Source organism: Nocardia sp. MH4, from assembly GCF_019266065.1.
GTDB classification, from domain to species: Bacteria; Actinomycetota; Actinomycetes; order Mycobacteriales; family Mycobacteriaceae; genus Nocardia; species Nocardia canadensis.
On record NZ_LPNR01000085.1, the window covers coordinates 39,228 to 61,750 of the forward strand.

The 22,523-nt window shown below is 69.5% G+C and carries 24 protein-coding genes and 1 pseudogene; 13 read left to right on the top strand and 12 right to left on the bottom strand.

Annotated elements, in window-relative coordinates; translation table 11 throughout:
- Window positions 1-12 precede the first annotated feature (12 nt).
- The gene (locus ATM97_RS09995; RefSeq protein WP_218717683.1) at window positions 13-951 is read left to right on the top strand and encodes a fructosamine kinase family protein; all 939 of its coding nucleotides are present in this window, start codon (window positions 13-15) and stop codon (window positions 949-951) included.
- 153 nt (window positions 952-1,104) lie between these two features.
- Here the strand turns inward: ATM97_RS09995 and ATM97_RS10000 are convergent, their stop codons facing one another.
- The 4 genes from ATM97_RS10000 to sdhC are packed head-to-tail and all read right to left on the bottom strand — an operon-like array spanning window position 1,105 to window position 4,501.
- The gene (locus ATM97_RS10000; protein ID WP_218717684.1) at window positions 1,105-1,875 is read right to left on the bottom strand and encodes a succinate dehydrogenase iron-sulfur subunit; all 771 of its coding nucleotides are present in this window, start codon (window positions 1,873-1,875) and stop codon (window positions 1,105-1,107) included.
- Window positions 1,875-3,644: a succinate dehydrogenase flavoprotein subunit gene (gene sdhA / locus ATM97_RS10005; protein ID WP_255587496.1), complete on the bottom strand. Its 1,770-nt coding sequence runs from the start codon at window positions 3,642-3,644 to the stop codon at window positions 1,875-1,877. The genes ATM97_RS10000 and sdhA overlap by 1 nt, the downstream gene beginning before the upstream one ends.
- 16 nt (window positions 3,645-3,660) lie before the next feature.
- The gene (locus ATM97_RS10010; RefSeq protein WP_218717685.1) at window positions 3,661-4,095 is read right to left on the bottom strand and encodes a succinate dehydrogenase hydrophobic membrane anchor subunit; all 435 of its coding nucleotides are present in this window, start codon (window positions 4,093-4,095) and stop codon (window positions 3,661-3,663) included.
- Window position 4,096: 1 nt separating this feature from the next.
- Window positions 4,097-4,501: a succinate dehydrogenase, cytochrome b556 subunit gene (gene sdhC, locus ATM97_RS10015; RefSeq protein WP_218717686.1), complete on the bottom strand. Its 405-nt coding sequence runs from the start codon at window positions 4,499-4,501 to the stop codon at window positions 4,097-4,099.
- Between the two features lie 290 nt (window positions 4,502-4,791).
- On the opposite strand from sdhC, the gene ATM97_RS10020 reads away from it, so the two are divergent.
- From ATM97_RS10020 to ATM97_RS10035, 4 genes are all read left to right on the top strand, one after another.
- Window positions 4,792-5,217 (top strand): cytidine deaminase, encoded by a 426-nt coding sequence (locus ATM97_RS10020; RefSeq protein WP_218717687.1) that lies wholly within the window; start codon window positions 4,792-4,794, stop codon window positions 5,215-5,217.
- Between the two features lie 7 nt (window positions 5,218-5,224).
- Complete coding sequence (locus tag ATM97_RS10025) at window positions 5,225-6,607, top strand: thymidine phosphorylase (protein WP_218717688.1); 1,383 nt, start codon at window positions 5,225-5,227, stop codon at window positions 6,605-6,607.
- A gap of 25 nt (window positions 6,608-6,632) precedes the next feature.
- Window positions 6,633-6,818 carry a hypothetical protein gene (locus tag ATM97_RS10030; RefSeq protein ID WP_218717689.1) on the top strand — a complete coding sequence of 62 codons (186 nt, stop codon included), beginning with the start codon at window positions 6,633-6,635 and terminating at the stop codon, window positions 6,816-6,818.
- 136 nt (window positions 6,819-6,954) lie between these two features.
- Window positions 6,955-8,052: an adenosine deaminase gene (locus tag ATM97_RS10035; protein ID WP_218717690.1), complete on the top strand. Its 1,098-nt coding sequence runs from the start codon at window positions 6,955-6,957 to the stop codon at window positions 8,050-8,052.
- Between the two features lie 51 nt (window positions 8,053-8,103).
- Here ATM97_RS10035 and ATM97_RS10040 read toward each other — a convergent pair whose 3' ends face one another.
- The 5 genes from ATM97_RS10040 to ATM97_RS10060 are packed head-to-tail and all read right to left on the bottom strand — an operon-like array spanning window position 8,104 to window position 11,534.
- Entirely contained in the window at window positions 8,104-9,357 is a 1,254-nt protein-coding gene (locus ATM97_RS10040; protein ID WP_218717691.1) for a primosomal protein, read from the bottom strand.
- A 20-nt stretch (window positions 9,358-9,377) separates the two neighbouring features.
- A complete protein-coding gene (locus ATM97_RS10045; protein ID WP_308248435.1) occupies window positions 9,378-9,731 on the bottom strand; it encodes a YbaB/EbfC family nucleoid-associated protein in 354 nt (117 codons plus the stop codon).
- Complete coding sequence (locus ATM97_RS10050; RefSeq protein WP_218717692.1) at window positions 9,728-10,081, bottom strand: hypothetical protein; 354 nt, start codon at window positions 10,079-10,081, stop codon at window positions 9,728-9,730. Before ATM97_RS10050 ends, ATM97_RS10045 begins: the two co-directional genes overlap by 4 nt.
- The gene (locus ATM97_RS10055) at window positions 10,078-11,211 is read right to left on the bottom strand and encodes a C40 family peptidase (RefSeq protein ID WP_218717693.1); all 1,134 of its coding nucleotides are present in this window, start codon (window positions 11,209-11,211) and stop codon (window positions 10,078-10,080) included. Before ATM97_RS10055 ends, ATM97_RS10050 begins: the two co-directional genes overlap by 4 nt.
- On the bottom strand, window positions 11,208-11,534 hold the full coding sequence (locus tag ATM97_RS10060) for a type VII secretion target (RefSeq protein WP_218717694.1): 327 nt from the start codon (window positions 11,532-11,534) through the stop codon (window positions 11,208-11,210). Before ATM97_RS10060 ends, ATM97_RS10055 begins: the two co-directional genes overlap by 4 nt.
- 143 nt (window positions 11,535-11,677) lie before the next feature.
- On the opposite strand from ATM97_RS10060, the gene upp reads away from it, so the two are divergent.
- Entirely contained in the window at window positions 11,678-12,301 is a 624-nt protein-coding gene (gene upp / locus ATM97_RS10065) for a uracil phosphoribosyltransferase (protein ID WP_218717695.1), read from the top strand.
- A gap of 41 nt (window positions 12,302-12,342) precedes the next feature.
- Window positions 12,343-12,753: a DUF4913 domain-containing protein gene (locus tag ATM97_RS10070; protein WP_218717696.1), complete on the top strand. Its 411-nt coding sequence runs from the start codon at window positions 12,343-12,345 to the stop codon at window positions 12,751-12,753.
- 231 nt (window positions 12,754-12,984) lie between these two features.
- Here the strand turns inward: ATM97_RS10070 and ATM97_RS10075 are convergent, their stop codons facing one another.
- Entirely contained in the window at window positions 12,985-14,493 is a 1,509-nt protein-coding gene (locus tag ATM97_RS10075) for a phospho-sugar mutase (RefSeq protein WP_218717697.1), read from the bottom strand.
- Window positions 14,494-15,273, bottom strand: coding sequence for a purine-nucleoside phosphorylase (locus tag ATM97_RS10080; RefSeq protein ID WP_218717698.1), 780 nt, complete (start codon window positions 15,271-15,273; stop codon window positions 14,494-14,496).
- A gap of 171 nt (window positions 15,274-15,444) precedes the next feature.
- Here ATM97_RS10080 and ATM97_RS10085 point away from each other — a divergent pair, with 171 nt between their 5' ends.
- The 3 genes from ATM97_RS10085 to ATM97_RS10095 all read left to right on the top strand — a co-directional run bounded on the left by ATM97_RS10085 (window position 15,445) and on the right by ATM97_RS10095 (window position 18,687).
- Window positions 15,445-16,146, top strand: coding sequence for an enoyl-CoA hydratase-related protein (locus ATM97_RS10085; RefSeq protein ID WP_218717699.1), 702 nt, complete (start codon window positions 15,445-15,447; stop codon window positions 16,144-16,146).
- 49 nt (window positions 16,147-16,195) lie between these two features.
- Entirely contained in the window at window positions 16,196-17,398 is a 1,203-nt protein-coding gene (locus tag ATM97_RS10090; RefSeq protein WP_218717700.1) for a M20 family metallopeptidase, read from the top strand.
- A 125-nt stretch (window positions 17,399-17,523) separates the two neighbouring features.
- Window positions 17,524-18,687: a M20 family metallopeptidase gene (locus tag ATM97_RS10095; RefSeq protein WP_218717707.1), complete on the top strand. Its 1,164-nt coding sequence runs from the start codon at window positions 17,524-17,526 to the stop codon at window positions 18,685-18,687.
- A gap of 120 nt (window positions 18,688-18,807) precedes the next feature.
- Here ATM97_RS10095 and ATM97_RS10100 read toward each other — a convergent pair whose 3' ends face one another.
- Window positions 18,808-19,269 carry a gamma-glutamylcyclotransferase gene (locus ATM97_RS10100; RefSeq protein ID WP_218717701.1) on the bottom strand — a complete coding sequence of 154 codons (462 nt, stop codon included), beginning with the start codon at window positions 19,267-19,269 and terminating at the stop codon, window positions 18,808-18,810.
- Window positions 19,270-19,477: 208 nt separating this feature from the next.
- Between ATM97_RS10100 and ATM97_RS10105 the strand changes: the two genes are divergently transcribed.
- From ATM97_RS10105 to ATM97_RS10115, 3 genes and pseudogenes are all read left to right on the top strand, one after another.
- A complete protein-coding gene (locus ATM97_RS10105; protein ID WP_218717702.1) occupies window positions 19,478-20,878 on the top strand; it encodes an NAD(P)H-quinone dehydrogenase in 1,401 nt (466 codons plus the stop codon).
- Between the two features lie 288 nt (window positions 20,879-21,166).
- Window positions 21,167-22,252, top strand: coding sequence for a hypothetical protein (locus tag ATM97_RS10110; protein WP_255587498.1), 1,086 nt, complete (start codon window positions 21,167-21,169; stop codon window positions 22,250-22,252).
- Window positions 22,253-22,323: 71 nt separating this feature from the next.
- Window positions 22,324-22,523 (top strand): annotated as a pseudogene (locus ATM97_RS10115) (hypothetical protein); the annotation flags it as partial.

The window sequence follows — 22,523 nt, forward strand, 5'->3', positions numbered from 1 at the left end:
CAAGATGGCCGCGTGGACCTGCCGTTTCTGCGCGCGAACCCGCATCTGCTGCCGACCTTCCTCGCGCACCAGCGCCTGCGTACGACGCCCGTGCCGGGCGGCTCGATCAGCGTCGCCGAGCGGATCGTGCTCGACGACGGGACCCATCTGTTCCTCAAGACCTGGCCGGGTGGCGCGTCCGCCGCGCCGACGGCGGCGGCCACCGCCGCGCCCGCCGGTCTCTTCGCGGCCGAAGCGGACGGTCTGCGCTGGCTGCGCGAGGCGGGTGGGGTCGCGGTGCCCGAGGTGTACGCGGTCACCGAGGAACTGCTGCTGCTGGAGTGGATCGAGCACGCCGAGCCGAGTCCCGCCGCCGCCGAACGCTTCGGGCGCGAGCTCGCCACCACCCATCGAGCGGGCGCGCCCTGCTTCGGTGCGGCGGTGTCACCCCACGCCGCCTCGCTCGATGCCGGGCGAGGTGGCGTCGGACCGGCCGGATTCCTCGCGGGCCTACCCCTGGACAACACCCCCGGCGACGACTGGCCGACCTGGTTCCGCGAACGCCGCATCCTGCCGTACCTGAGACTCGCCGTCGACGCGGGCGGCCTGGACGCCGCCGACGCGGCACTGGTCGAATCGATCCGCATCGAGGCGCCGGACGAACCCCCGGCCCGCATCCACGGCGACCTCTGGCCCGGCAACGTCCTGTGGAGCCGCGCCGACACTCCCTGGCTGATCGACCCCGCCGCCCACGGCGGGCACCGCGAAACCGACCTGGCCACCCTCACCCTGTTCGGCGGCGCTCCCCACTTCTCCCGAATCGTCGCCGCCTACGACGACACCTACCCACTGGCCCCCGACTGGCGATCGCGCATCCCCCTCCACAACCTGCCGCTACTCCTGGTGCACGCGATCCTCTTCGGCCGCGCGTACCGCACCGCCGTCCTCGACGCGGCCGCTCCCTATCGCTGAAACAAGACGCGGCCGTCCGGTGCCCGCAGTCCGGTCTCCGATCGACCCGGTGCGGACCGTGCGGACGGACTCGTGGCGAATCCTGGCGTCCGTGAACGACGAAGGCCGCCTCCATCGAAAGATGAAGGCGGCCTTCGCCGAGACCGGGGGAGATCAGCGGGTGAAGAGCAGGGCCCGCTTGACTTCCTGGATGGCCTTGGTGACCTCGATGCCGCGGGGGCACGCGTCGGTGCAGTTGAAGGTGGTGCGGCAGCGCCACACGCCCTCGACGTCGTTGAGGATGTCGAGACGCTCGCGGGCGCCTTCGTCACGGCTGTCGAAGATGAAGCGGTGGGCGTTCACGATCGCGGCCGGGCCGAAGTAGCTGCCGTCGCTCCAGTACACGGGGCAGGAGGTGGTGCAGCAGGCGCACAGGATGCACTTGGTGGTGTCGTCGAAGCGGGCACGGTCGTGCTGGGACTGGATGCGCTCGCGGGTGGGCTCGTTACCCGAGGTGATCAGGTACGGCTTGACGGCACGGAACGCGTCGAAGAACGGCTCCATGTCGACCACGAGGTCCTTCTCCACGGGCAGGCCGCGGATCGGCTCGACGGTCATGGTGAGGGTCTTGTTGCCCTTGGGCAGCAGGTCCTTCATCAGCACCTTGCAGGCCAGCCGGTTCACACCGTTGATCCGCATCGCGTCCGAACCGCACACACCGTGGGCGCAGGAACGCCGGAAGGTGAGGGTGCCGTCCAGGTAGGACTTGATGTAGATCAGCACGTTGAGGAAGCGGTCGGTCGGCAGGACCGGCACCTGGAACGAATCCCAGTACGCGCCCTTGTCGTTCTCGGTGCTGAACCGGGCCACCTTGACGGTGACCATGACCGAGCCCTCGGGAACGGGCGCCGGCTTCTGCGTGGTGGGTTCGGCTACAGCAGTCATCAGTACTTACGCTCCATCGGCTCGTAGCGGGTCTGCACCACCGGCTTGAAGTCGAGGCGGATCTCGGAGATGAGCTCCGGACCCTCCTTGTAAGCCATCGTGTGCCGCATGAAGTTGACGTCGTCGCGGTCCGGGTAGTCCTCGCGGGCGTGGCCGCCACGCGATTCCTTGCGGTTGAGCGCGCCGACGACGGTGACCTCGGCCAGCTCGAGCAGGAAGCCCAGCTCGACGGCCTCGAGCAGGTCGCTGTTGTAGCGCTTGCCCTTGTCCTGCACCGTGATCCGGGTGTAGCGCTCCTTGAGTGCGTGGATGTCGGTGAGGGCCTGCTTGAGGGTGTCCTCGGTGCGGAACACGGCGGCGTTCATGTCCATCGTGTACTGCAGCTCGGTGCGGATGTCGGCCACGCGCTCGTTGCCGTGGTCGGACAGGATCAGCGTCAGCCAGTCCTGCACCATCTGCGCCGGGTTCTCCGGCATCTCGACGAACTCGGTGCGCTGGGCGTACTCGGCGGCCGCGATGCCGGCGCGACGGCCGAACACGTTGATGTCGAGCAGCGAGTTGGTGCCGAGCCGATTGGCGCCGTGCACGGACACACACGCGCACTCACCGGCGGCGTAGAGGCCGGGGACCACGTCGGTGTTGTTGCGCAGCACCTCGCCACGGATGCGGGTGGGGATACCGCCCATCACGTAGTGGCAGGTCGGCATGACCGGCACGAGCTCCTTGACCGGGTCGACGCCCAGGTAGGTGCGCGCGAACTCGGTGATGTCGGGGAGCTTCTCCTCGAGCACGTCCTCGCCGAGGTGGGTCACGTCGATGTAGACGTAGTCCTTGTTCGGCCCGGCGCCCCGGCCTTCCAGCACCTCGAGCACCATCGAGCGGGCGACGATGTCACGCGGCGCGAGGTCCTTGATGGTGGGGGCGTAGCGCTCCATGAAGCGTTCACCGGAGGCGTTGCGCAGGATGCCACCCTCACCACGAACCGCCTCGGAGATGAGGATGCCCAGGCCGGCGAGGCCTGTCGGGTGGAACTGGTGGAACTCCATGTCCTCGAGCGGCAGGCCCTTGCGGAACACGATCGCCATGCCGTCACCGGTCAGCGTGTGCGCGTTCGAGGTGGTCTTGTACATGCGGCCCGAGCCGCCGGTGGCGAACACGATCGACTTCGCGTGGAAGACGTGGATCTCGCCGGTGGCCAGCTCGTAGGCGACGACGCCGGTGGCGACGGGGCCACGCTCGGTGTCGGTCATCACCAGGTCGAGCACGTAGAACTCGTTGTAGAACTCGACGTCGTGCTTGACGCAGTTCTGGTACAGCGTCTGCAGGATCATGTGACCGGTGCGGTCGGCGGCATAACACGCGCGACGCACGGGCGCCTTGCCGTGGTCACGGGTGTGGCCACCGAAACGGCGCTGGTCGATCTTGCCCTCGGGCGTGCGGTTGAACGGCAGGCCCATCTTCTCCAGGTCCATCACCGCGTCGATGGCCTCCTTGGCCATGATCTCCGCGGCGTCCTGGTCGACCAGGTAGTCACCACCCTTGACGGTGTCGAAGGTGTGCCATTCCCAGTTGTCTTCTTCGACGTTGGCCAGCGCGGCGCACATGCCACCCTGGGCCGCGCCGGTGTGGCTGCGGGTCGGGTACAGCTTGGTCAGGACCGCGGTGCGAGCCCGGGGACCGGCCTCGATCGCCGCGCGCATACCCGCGCCACCGGCGCCGACGATGACGACGTCGTAGCGATGCTCCTGAATCGGACGGGATTCACTCATGCGAGGTGGCCTGTTCCTAACCGGTGATGTTGGGGTCGAAGGTGAAGATGACGTACGTGCCGACGCTCATCACCAGGATCATCGAGACCACGAGGATGGTCTTGAGCCAGAACCGGGTGGAGTCCTTGCGGGAGTAGTCATCGATGACGGTCCGCAGACCGTTGCCGCCGTGCAGCTGTGCCAGCCAGAGCATGGCCAGGTCCCAGAACTGCCAGAACGGGCTGGACCAGCGACCGGCCACGAAGGCGAAGTTCAGGCGCTTCACGCCACCGTCGATCATCAGCATGATGAACATGTGGCCGAGCACCAGCACGATCAGCAGCAGGCCGGAGAACCGCATGAACATCCACGCGTACTTCTCGAAATTGCTGCTCGACTTGGCCCGGGGGGAGCGGGGAGCGTCGAGGCTGGCCGGGCGGTCGTAGGACTTGCCGAGGACAGGTGCAGACATATCAGTGCTCCGTCAGCAGGTAGAAGAACTGGCGGCCGACGCCGGCGGCGGAGACCAGAACCCAGATGGTCAGCACGATCCACAGCATCTGCTTCTGGAAGCGCGGACCCTGCGACCAGAAGTCGACCAGGATCACGCGGACGCCGTTGAGAGCGTGGAACAGCACGCAGACGACGAGGCCCATCTCCATGAGCGCGACCAGCGGGTTCTTGTACAGCTCGATCGCGTGGTCATAGGTATCCGGGTTGACCCGGACCAATGCCGTGTCCAGCACGTGCACGAAGAGGAAGAAGAAGATCGTGACACCGGTGATCCGGTGCAGCGCCCAGGACCACATGCCAGGGTCGCCGCGGTACAGCGTCTTCCGCTTCGGCTGGGCCGGAGCCGGAGCTTCTATCGTGGTCATAGAGTGCGGTGCCTCCAACGTCGTTGATGGACCCGGTCACAGATCCGACGCCGGCGTGCGTGGAGAGGCAAATGCCCAGGTGGCTGCGCTGTGTTCGCGAGCGCTGGCCCGCCGCCGGGAACCTGAACCGATCTTCGGCTGACTCTAATCCTCTCTGTTTCGCGGAACTAATTCGGCGTGCCGTGCGTTGCGTGCGAATCAGTCGAGTTAGGTTTACCTTTCTCCATGCCGGATACTGGTGCGGAGGCCCGATTGTCGACGCGTTCGGCGGGATCGGCTGGAGGTTCGCGATGCCTGAAATCGACTGGAATACCTTGCATGACATGGCAATTCGCGCTATGAGGTCGGCGTATGCCCCGTACTCGGGATTCCCGGTGGGTGCCGCGGCTCTCACGGCGGCCGGTGGAATTGTGAGCGGTTGCAATGTGGAAAATGTCTCATATGGGCTAACCCTGTGTGCCGAATGTGTACTCGTCGGTAACTTATTCGCTTCGGGTGGGGGACGCCTTGTAGCCGTCTCGGTGACCGATTCCCGGGGCGAAATCCTGATGCCGTGCGGACGCTGCCGGCAGCTGTTGTTCGAGCACGGCGGCGCGGAGTTGCTCGTCGACCACGCCGAGGGGCCCAAGCGGCTGAGCGAACTGCTGCCCTACGCGTTCGGGCCGGACGATCTGGCGGCCGGTCGGACTGGCAAAGGCCCGTCACCACTGATTTAGTGGGCACATGGGTAACTCGTCGGGGACGAACGAACGCTCCACCCACCTGCCGCCGGTCGCCGACGTGAGTCCGTCCGCGCCTGCGTCCGGCCAGGAAACGCGGAGTGGCGGCCACAGCGCGGTATCGGTCATCACTACCAAACGCGACGGCGGGGAGCTGTCCGACGCACAGATCGACTGGGTGGTCGACGGGTTCACCCGGGGAATCGTGGCCGACGAACAGATGTCGGCGCTGGCCATGGCGATCGTGTGGCGGGGGATGACCCGGCGCGAGACCGCCCGCTGGACGGCGGCGATGATCGGCTCGGGCAGCCGGCTGGACTTCACCGACCTGCCCCGGCCCACCGTCGACAAGCATTCGACCGGCGGGGTCGGCGACAAGATCACGCTGCCGCTGGCCCCGCTGGTGGCGGCCTGCGGTGCCGCCGTGCCGCAGCTGTCGGGTCGCGGACTCGGCCACACCGGCGGCACGCTGGACAAACTCGAGTCGATCCCCGGCTGGCGGGCCGATGTCACCGTGCCGCGGATGCGCGAGATCCTGGCCGATCCCGCGATCGGCGCGGTGGTGTGCGCGGCGGGCGCCGACCTGGCCCCGGCCGACAAGCGCCTCTACGCGCTGCGCGATGTCACCGGCACGGTCGAGTCGATCCCGCTGATCGCGAGTTCGATCATGAGCAAGAAGATCGCGGAGGGGACCGCGGCGCTGGTCCTGGACGTGAAAGTCGGCTCCGGCGCGTTCCTCAAGACCCTCGACGACGCGCGCGAGCTGGCCACCGTGATGGTCGAGCTCGGTCGGGACGCGGGCGTGAACACGGTTGCGCTGCTCACCGCGATGGACACCCCGCTCGGCCGGACGGCGGGCAATGCGCTCGAGGTCGCGGAGTCGGTGGAGGTGCTCGCCGGCGGTGGACCCGCCGATGTGGTCGAACTGACGCTGACGCTGGCCCGCGAGATGGTCGCCCAGGCCGGCCTGCACATCGACCCGGCCGACGTGCTCGCCGACGGCCGGGCCATGGACCAGTGGCGCGCGATGATCCAGGCGCAGGGCGGCGACCCCGACGCACCGCTGCCGGTGGCGCGCCACACCGAGGTCGTCCGGGCCGAATCGAGCGGCATTCTCACCCGGCTCGACGCGATGGGCGTCGGCACCGCCGCCTGGCGGCTCGGCGCCGGTCGCGCGCGTCAGGGTGAACAGGTGCAGGCGGGCGCCGGGATCGAGATGCACGCCAAGCCGGGTGACGCGGTGGTCGCGGGCCAACCGCTGCTCACCTTGCACACCGAGACACCGGAGGCCTTCGCCGGCGCTCTGGCCGCTCTCGTGGACGCGGTGGCGGTCGAACCGGACTCCGAGGCGAAGCCGGGGGACCTGGTCCTCGGCCGGATCGGCTGACGACCAGTTCCGGGGGCGGACGTCGGTGATCATCGGCGCCCCGCTGGGGATGGTGGCGACGATCATCTGCGGCGGGCTCGAACTGCCCCTGTTGGCGTTGCCGCTGCTCGTGTTGTTCTTGTTCATGCTGGTCACCGCCGCACTGCCGGGTACCGAACGCCGGCTTCGGGCCGGGCACACGGTGCGCGAGCCCGCGGCACCGTCCGGCTGAGACACCGCACCATCGGCGACCGAACCGGCGGACTCAGGTGACCCGCAATAGTCCGTCGCGGGTCGGATATTCAACGAGACGGTTGCCACGCGGGAAGTTCGCTGCCGGGATCGGCGCATGCGGCTACCGTCTAAACATGACTGGACCGGCGCCCCTAGACCTTGCTTCGATCCGACGCGCACCGAAGGCCTTGCTGCACGATCACCTCGACGGTGGTCTGCGGCCCGAGACGGTGCTAGAGCTGGCCGCGGACTGCGGCTATGACGAATTACCCGCCGACGATGCCGAGAGTCTCGGGGCGTGGTTCCGCGATGCCGCCGACAGCGGATCGCTGGAGCGATACCTGGAGACCTTCGCCCACACGGTCGCCGTGATGCAGACCCCGGAGGGGTTGCGGCGGGTCGCCCGCGAGTGCGCGATCGATCTCGCCGCCGACGGCGTGGTCTACGCCGAGGTGCGGTTCGCGCCCGAACAGCACCTGGAGAAGGGCCTCACGCTCGACGAGGTCGTGGAGCACACCATCGCCGGTTTCCGCGAGGGCGAGGCGATCGCGGCCGAGCGGGGCGAGGTCATCCGGGTGACCTGTCTGCTCACCGCGATGCGGCACGCGGCCAGATCCCGGGAGATCGCCGAGCTCACCGTGCGCTTCCGCGATCGCGGGGTCGGTGGCTTCGACATCGCGGGCGCCGAGGCGGGCTTCCCGCCCACCCGCCATCTCGACGCCTTCGAGTATCTGCGAGCCAACCACGCGCACTTCACGATTCACGCGGGTGAGGCGTTCGGATTGCCGTCGATCCACGAGGCGCTGGCCTTCTGCGGCTGCGATCGGCTCGGCCACGGCGTGCGCATCACCGACGACATCACCGTGCCCGGCGATATCGAGGACGCCCAACTCGGCCTGGTCGCCAACTATGTGCGCGACATGCGCGTCCCGCTGGAACTGTGTCCGTCGTCGAATGTGCAGACCGGCGCGGTGCCCTCGCTGGACAAGCATCCGTTCGACCTGCTCGCACGGCTGCGCTTCCGGGTCACCGTCAACACCGACAACCGGCTGATGAGCGACACCACGATGAGCGCGGAGATGCTCAAGCTGGTGGAAACCTTCGGCTACGGCTGGTCCGACCTGGAGCGCTTCACCATCAACGCCATGAAGTCGGCGTTCATCCCGTTCCCCGATCGGCTGAAGATCATCGACGAAGTGATCAAACCGGGCTACGCGGTACTGCTCGGGTGAAACGCGAACAGGGGCGGTGCCGGATCGGCACCGCCCCTGTGTCGTCGGGCGCTATTCCTGGGTGAGCCGCGCTTCGAAGGCGCGCTGCAGGTCGCGGAACTGCTGGGCCTCCGCGGCGAACGGCGGGTTCGGCGCCATCCGGTTGGGGTCCGGGTTCAGCAGGTAGGAGACGTACCAGCCGAGCGGATTCGACTGTGCCAGCGCCTGATCCACGCTGTCGTCGTCGGCGTAGTCGGCGGCGTCGCTGAACAGTTCGACGGCCAGGTCGAGCTGCTCGATATCGACCGCTTCCGGGCCCTCGGCCAGGTCGTCGACCAGACCGGTGAGCACGTAGACGTTCTCGTCGGTCACCTCGACCTCGAGCGAACCGTCCACCGCCGCGGTCTGCACCTCGGCGAAGGTGGAGACCCGGGCCAGCTCGTGCTCGTGGTCGTCGGCCAGGTAGCGGGCCAGCGCGCGCTCGGAACCGAACACGGTGATGGTGCGGCCGTCACCGAGGAAGATCGGCTCGTCGTCGAGGTAGCAGCGCAGGGTGAAGTGCTCGCCGTCGGAGGTGACGATCTTGACCGGGTCGATGCCGACCTCGTGCCAGAAGGAGTCGTCCTCGTCCTCGTCCTCTTCGTCGTCGTCCTCGGCGGCGAGGTCGACGCTCTCGAACTCCTCGTCCTCCTCGGCTACGTCGTCGGCGTCGACCTCGTTCTCCTCGGCGGCCAACAGCTCGGCCTCGGCGACGGCGACCGCGGCCGCGTCGACCTCGGGGGTGCTGACGACACCGTCGATCGCGTCGAGCACGTCGTCCCAGCCCTTGACGATGGCCGCGCCGACCTGGTCCCACAGCTCCTCGCCGTCGCGGCCGACGAAGGTACTCGCCCCGCTGGCCAGCGCGCCGAGTACCGGGTTGGACCCGAAGAACTTGGTCACCACGTCGAGCTCACACACCTCGCCGATGTTGCGCACCATCGCCAGGGTGTCCTCGAGCTCGCCGACGACATCGACGTCCGGGTCGCCCGCCGCCAGCTCGGGCACGGCGACCAGATCGAAGCTGAAGTTCTCCTCCGGCTCCAGCTCGGCGGCCGAGAGACCAGCGATGATCGCCCAGGACGGGTGGTCGACGAGGTCGTTGTCGGAGTTGGTGCGGATGAACGCCGCCAGCTCCGCAACGGACTCGAATCCGTAGAGGTCGTCCTCGTGACCGAGGAACGCCTCCCACTCGTCGTCACCGTCGCGCCAGCGCGGTGCCCACAGGGTGACGAGATCGCCATCGGTCAGACCGAGCTCGATCGGGACGATGTCTCCAGAAGCCATGACGCGAAGCCTATCGACCTTCAGCGCCGGGCACTATCCGGCCCGGGTGCTAATTGCTCCGACCCCTGCGGCGCGGACCCGGTGAGCGATTCGTTCAGTGTCGCAATGATGTTGGAACGAGCCGCGCCGGCGGTCTCGGTGGCCTGCATGCACGCCGTCAGGATGAGCTGCGCGGCCTCGGTGGGCGCCAGCGCGGTGATCCCCTCGTCCAGCGACAGCGCGACCAGTGCGCCGTCGCTGTTGACCTCGGCGGTGACGAGTCCGTCTTCGGTGGTGAATCGCCCGTTGACCTGCTTCAACCCGTACAGCGCCGCCTCCAGCGCCTCGAGTTTTCCGGTCACCCCGGCGACCAGGGCATCCATTTCCGCGCTCACAGTGGCCTCATCCAACTCGTCTGACCGGTGTCGGCGTCGTCGATGCGATCGAGCTCGTCGACCGCCTGGCGCCGGGTGGGCAGGTTCATCCGGTCCAGCAGGTGATCGGGGATCTCGGCCTGCTCGCTGTAGATCTCGCGCAGGCGGGCCGCGGCGGCGATGGTCGAGCGCCTGGTCAGACGCAGGATCTCATCGGCGAGCGCCTGGGCGCCGTACTGGTACTCGCTGCGTTCGAACTTGATCGCGATCGGCAGGCCCATGCTGGTCGCGCGGACCGAGATGGTGCCGGACCGGTTGGTGCTGACCGCGGACTCCACATTGGGAACCTCGGGGATCGGCGTGCCGGTCATGCGGTAGGCCTGTAGAAGCCGTAGAACTCCATGCCACTGTTCTCCGTTCGGATGGAACTGATCGAGACGGGATCGCCTGCCTCGACGAGCTGCCCGTTGCCGACCACCATGGCGACGTGACCGTCCCATACGGCCAGATCGCCCGGCATCAGGTCACCGGGGGATACCTGAGGATGTCCGATGTGCTGTTCCTGTGCGAGCCGGGGCAGCTCGACCCCTGCCTCGCCGTAGGCGTACTGGGTCAGGCCGCTGCAGTCGATGCCGGAGCCCGGGCTGTTGCCGCCCCAGACGTACGGGGTGCCGACGGCCCTGATCGCCGAGCGCACCGCCGTCGCGGCCTCCTCGTTGGGCGCCTCGACGGTGCTGCCGTCGGGCAGGGTGATCTTGACGCCGGTGCCGGTCGACCCGGTCGAGGAGCCCGACGACGACCCGGTGGAGGTCTTGCTGCCGTTGTTCGTCGTGGTGCCGGTGGTGGTCGACTTCGAGCTGCTGGAGGTACCGCTCAGCGCGCTCGACAGGCCCGAGGACACGGCGCTGAGCACCGAACCGCCGGTGCCCGACAGCAGGCTCGACGCCGAGGAAGCGAGGCTGGAGATGCCCGAGGACGTGCTCGCCAGTGACGTGCTCGACGGCGCCGGGGTGAGCTCCTGGATCGCCGCGGTCTGCGTGCCCAGCTCCTCCTCCACCCGGCTGACGACGCCGAGACCCTGACCGATGTGGTCGATCGCCGAGCTCACCACGGCCACCAGGCCCGCGGGGGTGGCCAGGGTGGGGCTGAGCGCCGACACGTCGGCGAGGAAGGAATTGACGATGGTGTCGAGATCCTTCTGCCCGGTCTCGACATAGGCCGCGGCCTGGTCGACGACGGTCGCCATCTCGTTGCCGGTGTCGGACAGGGTGGCCGAGGAGGTCTGCACGCGCAGCGCCTTGGAGGTGGCGGCGTCGACCGCCATGCCGTCCCACGCGGTGTTCACGTTGTTGATGCTGTTGCGGCCGAGCTCGTAGATCTGGTCGAGGTTGGTCGAGGTGGACCGCAGCCCGTCGGACGCGCCGCCGGTGCCCAGCACCCCGGTGCCGAAGCTGGACAGCAGATCCAGCAGGGGCTGGGCCAGTCCGCTGAGGTCGATCATGCCTCGGTGCCGATCTCGCCCGCCGAGCCGAGCCCGCCCGCGAAGTCGGCGTCGGTGTCGACGAGGGTGGTCGCCGCGCTCGCGGTCGCCGCGCTCATACTCGCCATGACCGCCGAGAGCTGGCCGATCGCGGCCACATGGCCGGCGTGCGCCGCCGAGTACGCGGCGACGAAATCGCCGCCGATCAGGCCCATGATCGGGCCGAGCAAGCCGGGGGCCGAGGCAATCGATCCGGCGACCGCCGTCGCCAGGTCGGTGGACATGACCCCGGCGGTCGCGCTGTAGGCGACGATGCCCTCCGCATCGGCCGACATCTTAGTCATCGAACTTCCCCCAATCCTCGAGTTCCCGGGCAGAGTACGTCACTCTCTTGCTTGGACGCACCGAGGCCGCATTCGGTTCCCTCGACCGCGAAAATTTCCCCAGCAGCCGCACCCGGAGCGCCTGGTGACCCTATCGTTTTTTCATGCGCACCGACACCGTCGATCACCCGCTGGCCGCGACCCTGCTGAGCACCATGCGGGACGCCCGTACCGACAACGCCGCGTTCCGCACGGCATTGCGCGACCTCACCGGCATTCTCATGTACGAGGCGCTGCGCGACGCGCCCGTCGTGCGTGAGCCGATCGACACGCCGGTGGCGGTCACCGAAGGCGTGCGGCTGGCCGCGCCGCCGCTGCTGGTTCCGGTGCTGCGTGCCGGGCTCGGCATGGTCTACGCCGCCGCGGATCTCGTGCCCCAGGCGCGGGTCGGTTTCGTCGGGATCGCCCGCGACGAGCAGACCCATCAGCCGGTGCCCTACCTGGAATCGCTGCCCGCCGACCTGAGCGGCCTGCCCGTGTTCGTCCTCGATCCGATGCTCGCCACCGGCGGCTCGATGCGCCACACCCTCGAACTCCTCGTCGCCCGCGGCGCCACCGACATCACCGCCGTCTGCGTCGTCTCCGCGCCCGAAGGTGTTGCCGCCCTGGCCGACTCCGGCCTGCCGGTCCGTCTGGTCACCGCCGCCGTCGACGAGAAACTCAACGAGAACGCCTACATCGTCCCCGGCCTCGGCGACGCGGGCGACCGCCAGTTCGGACCGCGCTGAAATCCTGTTACCGACCGGCCGATCTGTGTCATTCTGCCTCTATGGGGAGTGCGGACAGCAGCGGGGACGAACCGGTCGATCGGGTCTACGCCAATGTGCTGGAGTGGGTCTCGGGGTACTTTGCCGCGCTGGTCGGTGACACCGTGGGATACCGGCCGGGCGAGCAGGTGCACTGGTGCCCCGAATGGTGGCGGCATGCCGGTGCGGTGGTCCGGCTCGACGCGCTGTGGCAGGCCTGGGAGGAATTGCGGCTGGGTGGCGGGTTCGGCCTCAGCGTGTGGTTCCTCGATCACGCGGATCCGCATGTCCGCGTGCTGCTCTCGTCGTCGGGGCCGTTCCGGCAGTGCTCGATCGAGCGCGGCCACCGCTCAACATCGCCACTGCCGATCGCCGAGATGCCACCGGCGGATCGTGAACTGTTCGACCGCCCGCAGGTGCGCGAAACCCGGTGACGCGGCCTGCGCGTCAGTCGTTCCGAACGAACAGCTCGAGGTGGTCACAAGCGACGCATCGGTAGGCGTCGACATCGACGGCCGCTTTACGGGAGCGCCTCGTGCCGCCGTAAGAGCCGCTCTGGAATGGACCTTCCAGCCATCGAGTCTCGGCCTCGGCATTGCTTCCGGTACCTTCCAGCCTGCCGAGGCGCAGAACAGTTCCGCCGCAATGAGTGCAGTGCTTCTCGATCACCGCGTCCCCGTGTCGAGGGAACGGCAGTAGTCGGCCAGTTCGGCTAGGCGGTGGGCCGCGGCGGTGCGGGCCTGCGGAAGGGCGGTGGGGTCCGGGGCCGGGGCGAAGACCTCCAGGTAGCACTTGAGTTTCGGTTCGGTGCCCGAGGGACGCACGACGATGCGGAAGTCGTCGGCGTCGAAGATCAGGGCGTCGGTGCGCATCCGGCCGCGGACCTGGGACTGGTCGGTGAATTTCACCGGGGTCGCGGCGATCTCGCTGGGCGGGTTCGCGCGCAGGGCGGCGGCGAGGGCGCTCGCGGCGGCCTGGTCGGGCAGGCGCAGGGAGACCTGATCGCCCGCGTGCAGGCCGAATTCGACCGCGTAGGAATCGAGTTCGTCCTGGAGGGTGCGGCCCTCGGCCTGCAGCAGGGCGACGAGGTCGGCGGCCGCGACGGCGGCGGAGATGCCGTCCTTGTCTCGGACGGTGGCCGGGTCGACGCAGTGGCCGATGGCTTCCTCGTAGGCGTAGACGAGCCCTTCGCCCGCCCTGGCCAGCCATTTGAAGCCGGTGAGGGTCTCGGCGTAGCGGGCCGATCGGGCCGGGGCCAGCTTCGACAGCAGTCGCGAGGAGACGAGGGTGGTGGCGACCAGCGGGTCGCCGGTGGCGGTGCGCAGGACGTAATCGGCCAGCAGCACACCTGTTTCGTCGCCGCGCAGCATGCGCCAGCCGGCGGGGCCGGGCACGCCGAGGGCGCAGCGATCGGCATCGGGATCGAGCGCGATCGCCAGATCGGCGTCCACCCGTTCGGCCAGTGCCAGCAGCAGGTCGGCCGCGCCGGGTTCCTCGGGGTTCGGGAACGCGACGGTCGGGAAGTCGGGGTCGGGGGCGAACTGCTCGTCGACGACGTGCACGTCGGTGAATCCGGCGGCGGCCAGCGCCCGCACCGCGAGCTCCCCGCCGACGCCGTGCAGCGCGGTCAGCGCGATCCGCACTGGAGCCCGCTCGCCCGCGCCGCCGAGCACGCCGGGCAGGTCGGCGACGCGCGCGAGGTAGCGGTCGACCAGTTCCGCGCCGGACGGGGAGACCGGCTCGCGCGCGATCGGGTCGCCCACCGCCTCGATGCACCGCTCGATCTCGGTGTCGGCGGGCGCGATCAGCTGGGACCCGCCGTCGAGGTACACCTTGTAGCCGTTGTCGGCGGGCGGGTTGTGCGACGCGGTGATCTGCACCCCGGCCACCGCGCCCAGCTGCCGGACCGCGAACGCCACCACCGGCGTCGGCACCGGCTCGGGCAGCAGCGTCACGGGAAAGCCCGCGGCCGTGAAGATCTCGGCGGTCGCGGTGGCGAACTCGGCCGAGCCGTGCCGGGCATCGCGCCCGACGACGACCGCGCCGCCGCCCAGGCACCGTTCGCGCAGCCAGGCCGCGACACCGGCGCTCGCCCGCGACACGGTGGTCACGTTCATGCCGTCCGGGCCCTCGCGCAGCGGTCCACGCAGGCCCGCGGTCCCGAAGCGCAACATCTACACGCGCTCCAGGATCCCGCGCAGCAGCTTGCCGAGCCGAGGCGCGGCGGCCTGGCCCTCGGCGAGCACTTCCGCGTGCGACAGGTGCTGACCGGTGACGCCGGCCGCGAGGTTGGTGACCAGCGAGATGCCGAGCACCCGCGCGCCGCGCGAGCGCGCCTCGATCGCCTCCAGCACCGTCGACATGCCGACCAGGTCGGCGCCGATCGTGGCCAGCATGCGGATCTCGGCGGGTGTCTCGTACTGCGGGCCGGTGAGCCCGGCGTAGACGCCCTCGGTCAGGCTGGGGTCGATCTCCCTGGCCAGGGCGCGCAGTTCGGGGTCCCAGGCATCGACCAGGTCGACGAAGCGGGCGCCTTCCAGCGGCGTGCGCGCGGTGAGGTTGAGGTGATCGGCGATGAGCACCGGCTCACCGACCCGCAGGCCGGGCCTGATCCCGCCCGCGGCATTGGTGAGCAGCACGATCTCGGCCCCCGCCGCGATCGCCGCCGTCACCGGGTGGACCACCTGCTGGGGCGTGTAGCCCTCGTACAGGTGCTGACGGCCCATCAGCAGCAGCACGTTGTTGTCGTCGACGGTGACCGAATGCACCATGCCGCCGTGGCCCTGCGCGCTGGGTTTGCCGAAGCCGGGTAGCTCCGGCATGGCGATCGAGGCGTGCGGCGCGCCGATCTCGGCGGCTGCCTCCTGCCACCCCGATCCCAGCACCACGGCCACGCGATGACGCGGCACTCCCGTACGTTCGGCGATCGCCTGAGCGGCCTGTTCGGCAAGCATGGGCTGAGTCTATGCGGCGCGGGCGCCGCGTGTTCGCGGCCCCGAGGGGGCTACCCGGCCGCGAACCGGCCGCTGCGCGGCCGCCCCTCCTCGAGGTCGGGGGTGCGGGGTCGGGCGGCGGAGGCTACCCGTTGGTAGGTAAGTGCCCAGCTGCGGTTTATTCTTCCCGTCATGCCGTATTTGGAGCGCTCCGGTGATGTGTTCGTCCTGTACCTCGGGAACGAGGGGGAGACCGACAACGAGAACCGTTTCTCGCCGGGTTGGATCGATGCCTTCCACGCCGCCCTCGACGAGGTCGAGGCGTCGGAGGGTGCTGCCGCGCTGGTCACGGTGGCGACCGGCAAGTACTACAGCAACGGTCTCGACACCGACTGGCTGTTCGGCAACCTGGACAAGATCCACGGCTACCTCGACCGGGTGCACACCCTCTACACCCGCCTGCTGACCTTCCCGATGCCCACCGTCGCCGCGATCAACGGCCACGCGTTCGGCGCGGGCGCGATGCTGGCCTCCTCGCACGACTTCCGTGTGATGCGCGGTGACCGCGGCTTCTGGTCGCTGCCCGAGGTGCACCTCGGCATGCCCTTCACCGTCGGCATGAACGGCCTGCTCAAGGGCCGGCTGAGCAACCAGGTGTGCGTGCGGGCGATGACCACCGGCCACCGCTTCGCCGCCGACGAGGCGATCGCGGCGGGCATCGTGGACGCGAAGGCCGACGCCGAGGAGGTGCTGCCCGCCGCGATCGGGCGCGCCGCCGCGCTGACCAGCCTGCGCAAGCCGATCACCCCGATCATCAAGACCGCGCTGCACGCCGAGACCCTGGCCGCGCTGGCCACCCCGGTCACCGCCGAGAACCTGCCGTTCGGCAGCTGACTCCCGCGCCGGTGCGCCCCGGACCGCCGCTGATGCGAGACTGGGGGGTATGGCACCCTCGCGCACCGGCGAATTCTCGGCCACCGCCTCCGATGCCGCGATCGCCGCGGCATCGGAGGAGCTGATCGGCCTCTCGCACGCGATCCACGCCGAACCCGAGCTCGCTTTCGCCGAGACGCGCAGCGTCGCCAAGATCCTCGCGCCCCTGGCCGAGCGCGGTTTTCTGATCACCACCGGCGTCGCGGGCCTGCCGACGGCCTTTCGCGCCGTCTACGGCAGCGGCCCGCTGACCGTCGGTATCTGCGCCGAATACGACGCGCTGCCCGAGATCGGGCACGCCTGCGGGCACAACATCATCGCCGCCTCCGCGGTGGGCGCCGCGATCGGACTGGCCGAGGTCGCCGATCAGCTCGGTCTGACCGTCGTCGTGCTCGGCACGCCCGCCGAGGAGAGTGGCGGCGGCAAGGTCCTGATGCTCGAGGCGGGCGCCTTCGACGACATCGCGATGGCGATGATGGTCCACCCCGGCCCCGCCGACATCGTCGGCGCGCGCTCACTGGCCCTGGCCGACCTGTCGATCGTCTTCCACGGCCGCGAGGCGCACGCCAGCGCCGCACCGGAGCTCGGCCGCAACGCCGGTGACGCGGTGACCCTGACCCAGGTTGCCGTCGGCTTGCTGCGCCAGCATTTGCGCCCTGGCCAGCAACTGCACGGTATAGTCGCTGACGGTGGCGTAGCCCCCAACATCGTGCCCGGACGGGCGGAGTTGCTGTACTACCTCCGCGCGGCCGATTCCGCGTCACTCGACGACCTGATGCGACGAGCGAAGGCGTGTTTCGAGGCGGGCGCCCTGGCAACCGGCTGCACTCACGACATACGGACGCTCGCGCCCACCTATACCGAGCTCACCCCCGACCCGGTTCTCTCGGCTGTCTACCGCGCGCAGATCACCGGATTGGGCAGGGTGCCGATCGCGCCCGAGCTCGAGGTGCTGCGTCCGCTCGGGAGCACCGACATGGGCAACGTCACCAACGTGATCCCCGGTATCCACCCGGTGATCGGCATCGACGCCGGTGGCGCGGTGACCCATCAGCCGGACTTCGCCGCCGCCGCGGTGAACGCCTCGGCCGATCGCGCGGTGCTCGACGGCGCCCGCGCACTGGCGCGTACCGCTGTCGCGATAGCGCGCGATGAAGTACACAGGGACAGGTTGTTGCAACGGCTGGTCGAACGACAGGAGGACATTCGGTGAGCATTTCCGGCTATTCGGGCACCGCGCGCGCAGGCGCCGACGCGCTATCGATGGGCGTGGGAGCCCACTCGATGATGCGTGAGAACGCGGTCTGTCCGACCATGCCGGACACCGAACGAACCGATATGCCAGGAGCGGAGATCGTCGACGCGTGGCTGGCCGAGCACACCGCCGACCTCGTGCAATGGCGCAGGCACATCCACGCCAACCCCGAGCTGTCGCGCGCGGAGTTCGCCACCACCGAGTTCGTCTCGGGGTGGCTGACCAAAGCGGGTCTGAGCTGGGACGTACTGCCCGGCGGCACCGGCCTGATCTGCGATCTGGGGCCGACCGGCACGCGGCGCATCGCCCTGCGCGCCGACATGGACGCGCTGCCGATGCAGGAGTTCACCGGTCTGAGCTTCGCCTCGACCGTGCCGGGCGTCTCGCACGCCTGCGGGCACGACGCGCACACCACGGTGCTGCTCGGTACCGCGCTGGCGCTGGCCGAGGCCGAGCACACGCTGCCGGTCGGGGTGCGGCTGGTGTTCCAGCCCGCCGAGGAAGTGATGCCGGGCGGTGCGCTCGACGTCGTCGCCGCGGGGGCGATGCAGGGCGTCGACCGGATCTTCGCGCTGCACTGCGACCCCCGGCTGGAGGTCGGCAAGGTCGGCCTGCGGACCGGGGCGATCACCTCGGCCGCCGACACCGTCGAGCTGGTGTTGGACTCGCCGGGTGGGCACACCTCGCGCCCGCACTTGACCAGCGATCTGGTCTACGCGATCGGCACGGTCATCACCGGCCTGCCCGGGCTGCTGAGCCGTCGGGTGGATCCGCGCACCAGCACCGTCATGGTGTGGGGCGCGGTCAGCGCGGGCAAGGCGCCGAACGCGATCCCGCAGACCGGCATGCTCACCGGCACCGTCCGCACCGGCGACCACGCCACCTGGCTGCTGCTGGAACCGCTGGTCCGCGAGATCGTCGACGGCCTGCTGGCGCCGACCGGCGTGCGCTACCAGCTCAACTACAAGCGCGGCGTGCCCCCGGTGGTCAACGACCCCACCTCGGCCCTGATGTTCGAGAACGCGGTTCTGGCGATGGGCCCAGACGCCCTGGCCGACACCCCGCAGTCCGGCGGCGGCGAGGACTTCTCCTGGTACCTGGAGGAAGTTCCCGGCGCCATGGCCCGACTGGGCGTCTGGTCCGGCACCGGCGACCAACTGGACCTGCACCAGCCCACGTTCGACATCGACGAGCGAGCCCTGGCCGTGGGCGTGCGGACCCTCACGAACATCATTCTTCAGGCGTGAGCAGCACAGAAGCACACGGGTAACTCACCGGGTACGGGCTGAGCCCCACGACCGCCGGCCGCCGACGAGAAAGTCAGCGGCCGGTGAGTCCGGCCAGAATTCGCGGGGAGGCGGACGAGCTCAGGCGCCGGGGCCGACGTTCTTGCTGTTGCGGGTGCGCAGGGCGTGGACGTAATCCTCTGGGGCGCCCGCCTTCTCGGCCGCGTCGGCGATCACGCCGATGTAGCGCGCCGAGGGCAGTCCGCCCTCGTAGGCGTCGAGGACGTACAGCCACGCCAGCCGGGACTCGCCCTGGGTGCCGGTAACCCGGATCCTGATCTTCTTGTGGATACCGAAGTCCGAGCCTTCCCAGCGGTCGAGGCGTTCCTCGTCCTCGGGGGAGACGTCGTAGAGCACGACGAATACCCGGGAGCCCGGATCCTCGACGACGGTGGCCAACGGCCCTTCCCAGCCGATGTCGTCACCGGCGAAGGTCAGGCGCCAACCTTCCAGCCACCCGGTCCCGGACATGGGCGAATGCGGGCAGCGTTCCAGCATCTGCGTCGAGTCCATGTTGGACCCGTAAGCGGCATAGATCGGCACCTGACGAACTGTAGCCAATAACAGCAGTGGAATTCCTGTCTCCCACCCAGATCGGCTGACGGTCACAGTTGTGGCGGGCCTCGACACGCCGAACTTGTTCACCGATCCGACCCCGAACCGTCACAGCGCACCTGAAATGATGGGGTGACAGTACGGACGGGTCCTCACAAGGGACGCGGCTGATCAGGCGAATACAGGGAGCGTGGCTGTGGCACGGATTGCGATCATCGGTGGCGGACCGGCGGGATACGAGGCGGCGCTGGTGGCCGCCCAGCACGGGGCCTCGGTCACCCTGGTCGACGCCGACGGCATCGGCGGCGCGTGCGTGCTCTGGGACTGCGTTCCCTCCAAGACCTTCATCGCCTCCACCGGTCTGCGCACCGACCTGCGCCGGGCTCGTGATCTGGGTATCACCCTCGACGCCAGCCAGGCGCAGGTGCACCTGCCCGAGGTGAACGGCCGTGTCAAGGCGCTCGCGCTGGCCCAGTCCGCCGACATCCGCGCCAAGCTGCAGGCCGCCGGGGTGCAGTTGCTGGCGGGCCGGGGCGAATTGGTCGGTCCCGCCGCCGGATTGGCGCACCGCGTCAGGGCCACGCTGGCCGACGGCAGCGCCGAGGAGTTCGAGGCCGAGGTCGTGCTGATCGCGACCGGCGCCAGCCCGCGCGTGCTGCCCGGCGCCGAGCCCGACGGTGAGCGCATCCTGAACTGGCGCCAGCTCTACGACCTGCAGGAACTGCCCGAGACGCTGGTGGTGGTGGGTTCCGGCGTCACCGGCGCCGAGTTCGTCTCCGCCTACACCGAGATGGGCGTGCGGGTGAAGCTGGTCTCCAGCCGCGACCGCGTGCTGCCGGGCGAGGACGCCGACGCGGCGCTCGTGCTGGAGGACGCGCTGGCCGAGCGCGGCGTGGAACTGGTCAAGCACGCCCGCGCCGACGCGGTGGAGCGCACCGCCGACGGCATCGTGGTGAAGCTGTCCGACGGCCGTACCGTGACGGGTTCGCACGCGCTGATGACCGTGGGTTCCACCCCGAACACACAGAGCCTGGGCCTGGACCGGGTCGGCATCGAGCTCGATCGCGGTGGATACCTTCGCGTCGACCGGGTTTCGCGCACCTCGGTGCCCGGTATCTACGCGGCGGGCGACTGCACCGGCCTGCTGCCGCTGGCCTCGGTGGCCGCCATGCAGGGCCGCATCGCGATGTATCACGCGCTGGGCGAGGGCGTGAGCCCGATCCGCTTGAAGACGGTGGCCTCGGCGGTGTTCACCCGCCCGGAGATCGCGACCGTCGGCGTCAGCCAGACCGCCATCGACAACGGCGAGGTGCCCGCCCGCACGGTGATGCTGCCGCTGAACACCAATCCGCGCGCGAAGATGTCGGGGCTGCGGCGCGGTTTCGTCAAGATCTTCTGCCGCCCGGCGACCGGCGTGGTGATCGGCGGTGTGGTCGTCGCGCCGATCGCCTCGGAGCTGATCCTGCCGATCGCGCTGGCGGTGCAGAACAACCTCACCGTCACCGATCTCGCGCAGACGTTCTCGGTGTATCCGTCGCTGACCGGTTCGGTCACCGAAGCCGGGCGTTTGCTGATGCGCCACGACGACCTGGACTGAGCGGCCGCGCCGGACTGTGAGTCGGATCACTGAACGGCGAGGTTTCGAATTGTCTTGTTCGACAACGGTGGTCGTCGATTCCGCGCGGGGGTCCCGGAGCGTGTTTCCGCAGGCGGAGCGGCAGCGGTGCGAAACTTACTGCTGCGTTGCCTGTCCCGCGCTCATGTGGTTGACTCACGGCCGAGGCGCGATCAGAAGTGGTCGCGTGGTGGAGCAGTGGGGGATTCCCTCCGGGAAAGGGATAAGCGAAAAGTGAAGCATCGTAAGCCGAGTCGGGCGCAGCGAGCGATGGCCAGCACGTCGTTGCCCCTGGCCGCTGCGGCTGCCGTGGCAACCATTCTCGCGGCTCCGGCCGGCGCGGTCCCCAGTGACCAGCCGACCACTCCCGCGACCCCGGCGCCTGCGCAGCCGGGCACCCAGCAGCCCTCGGAGGAGGCGCCGGAGACCGGCGGCCCCGAGCAGACGCAGCCGGAGACGCCGGAGAACGTGAAGCCGGGCGAGACCAAGCCCGGTCAGACCAAGCCGACCCCGGCCCAGCCGGGCGTGACCAGCCCCGCGCCGGGTCAGCCGGGTCAGGCCACGCCTGCCACCCCGACCCCGAGCCAGCCGGGCGTCACCAGCCCGCGCGTCGCGCCGCTGCCGGTGCCGGGTCAGACCGGCCAGGGCGGCCAGGCGCAGCCGGCCGTGCAGCCGGAGCGCGCGGGCACCACCCCGCAGGAGGAGACCACTCCAGGCCAGCAGGGCACCACGCCCGGCCAGCAGGGCACCACCCCGGGTCAGCCGGGTACCACGCCCGGCGGTCAGCAGTCGCAGGGTCAGCCGTCGCAGACCCAGCCGAGCGTGCCGTCCGATCAGGGCACGGCCACCGAGGGCGAGGGCTCCGACCAGCTCGTGCAGACGCCCACCTGGCAGGCGCCGCACTTCACCGACGCCCCGGCCGCGCCGGTCGTCGAGATGGAGGGCCCGCACCAGGAAGTCGGCGTCTCCATCGACGGCGGCGGCGTGCTGCCCGGTGTGGTCAACACCCACCACTACAACAACGCCTCCGGCTACGTCGGCACTGTCGGCTACCGCACGCCGACCGGTTTCGGTGACGCGGGCGTCTCGGTCGAGTACATCGGCGAGAACTCGGTGAAGGTCACCACCTACAACGGTGGCGACGGCCGGGCCGACAACACCACCGTGACCGTCCTCGACACCACCCAGGCCAACCTGGCCAAGGCGGCGGTCGAGAACTGGATCAAGGCGCAGCCGGGTGGCGCCGCCGCGATCGAAGCGGCCGCAAAGGCTACACTTCCGGTGCCGGGGGAGCTGCTTCAGACGGTGAACGTCGCAGGTGTCACCACCCAGTGGGGTGGCTCGCTCCAGTACTGACACGCAGTACGTCGTGTGGGGCGGTCGGATGGCGACCGCCCCACACGTGTGTCCTGGGGAAAGGATTGGATTTGGGCACCGACGGTGACGACAACGAGCGCGGCGGCACACCACCCGCCGCCGGATTCGGTCCTCCCGTAGGCGATTTCGGGCCGCCCGTCGACGACGTGACCACCGGTTTCGGTGGTCCGCTCGCCGCGGCCCCGCCGCCCGCGCCGCCCGGCGGCCACCCGGAGATGGGCTGGCGACCGGCCGCGCCGCCGTCCGGTCC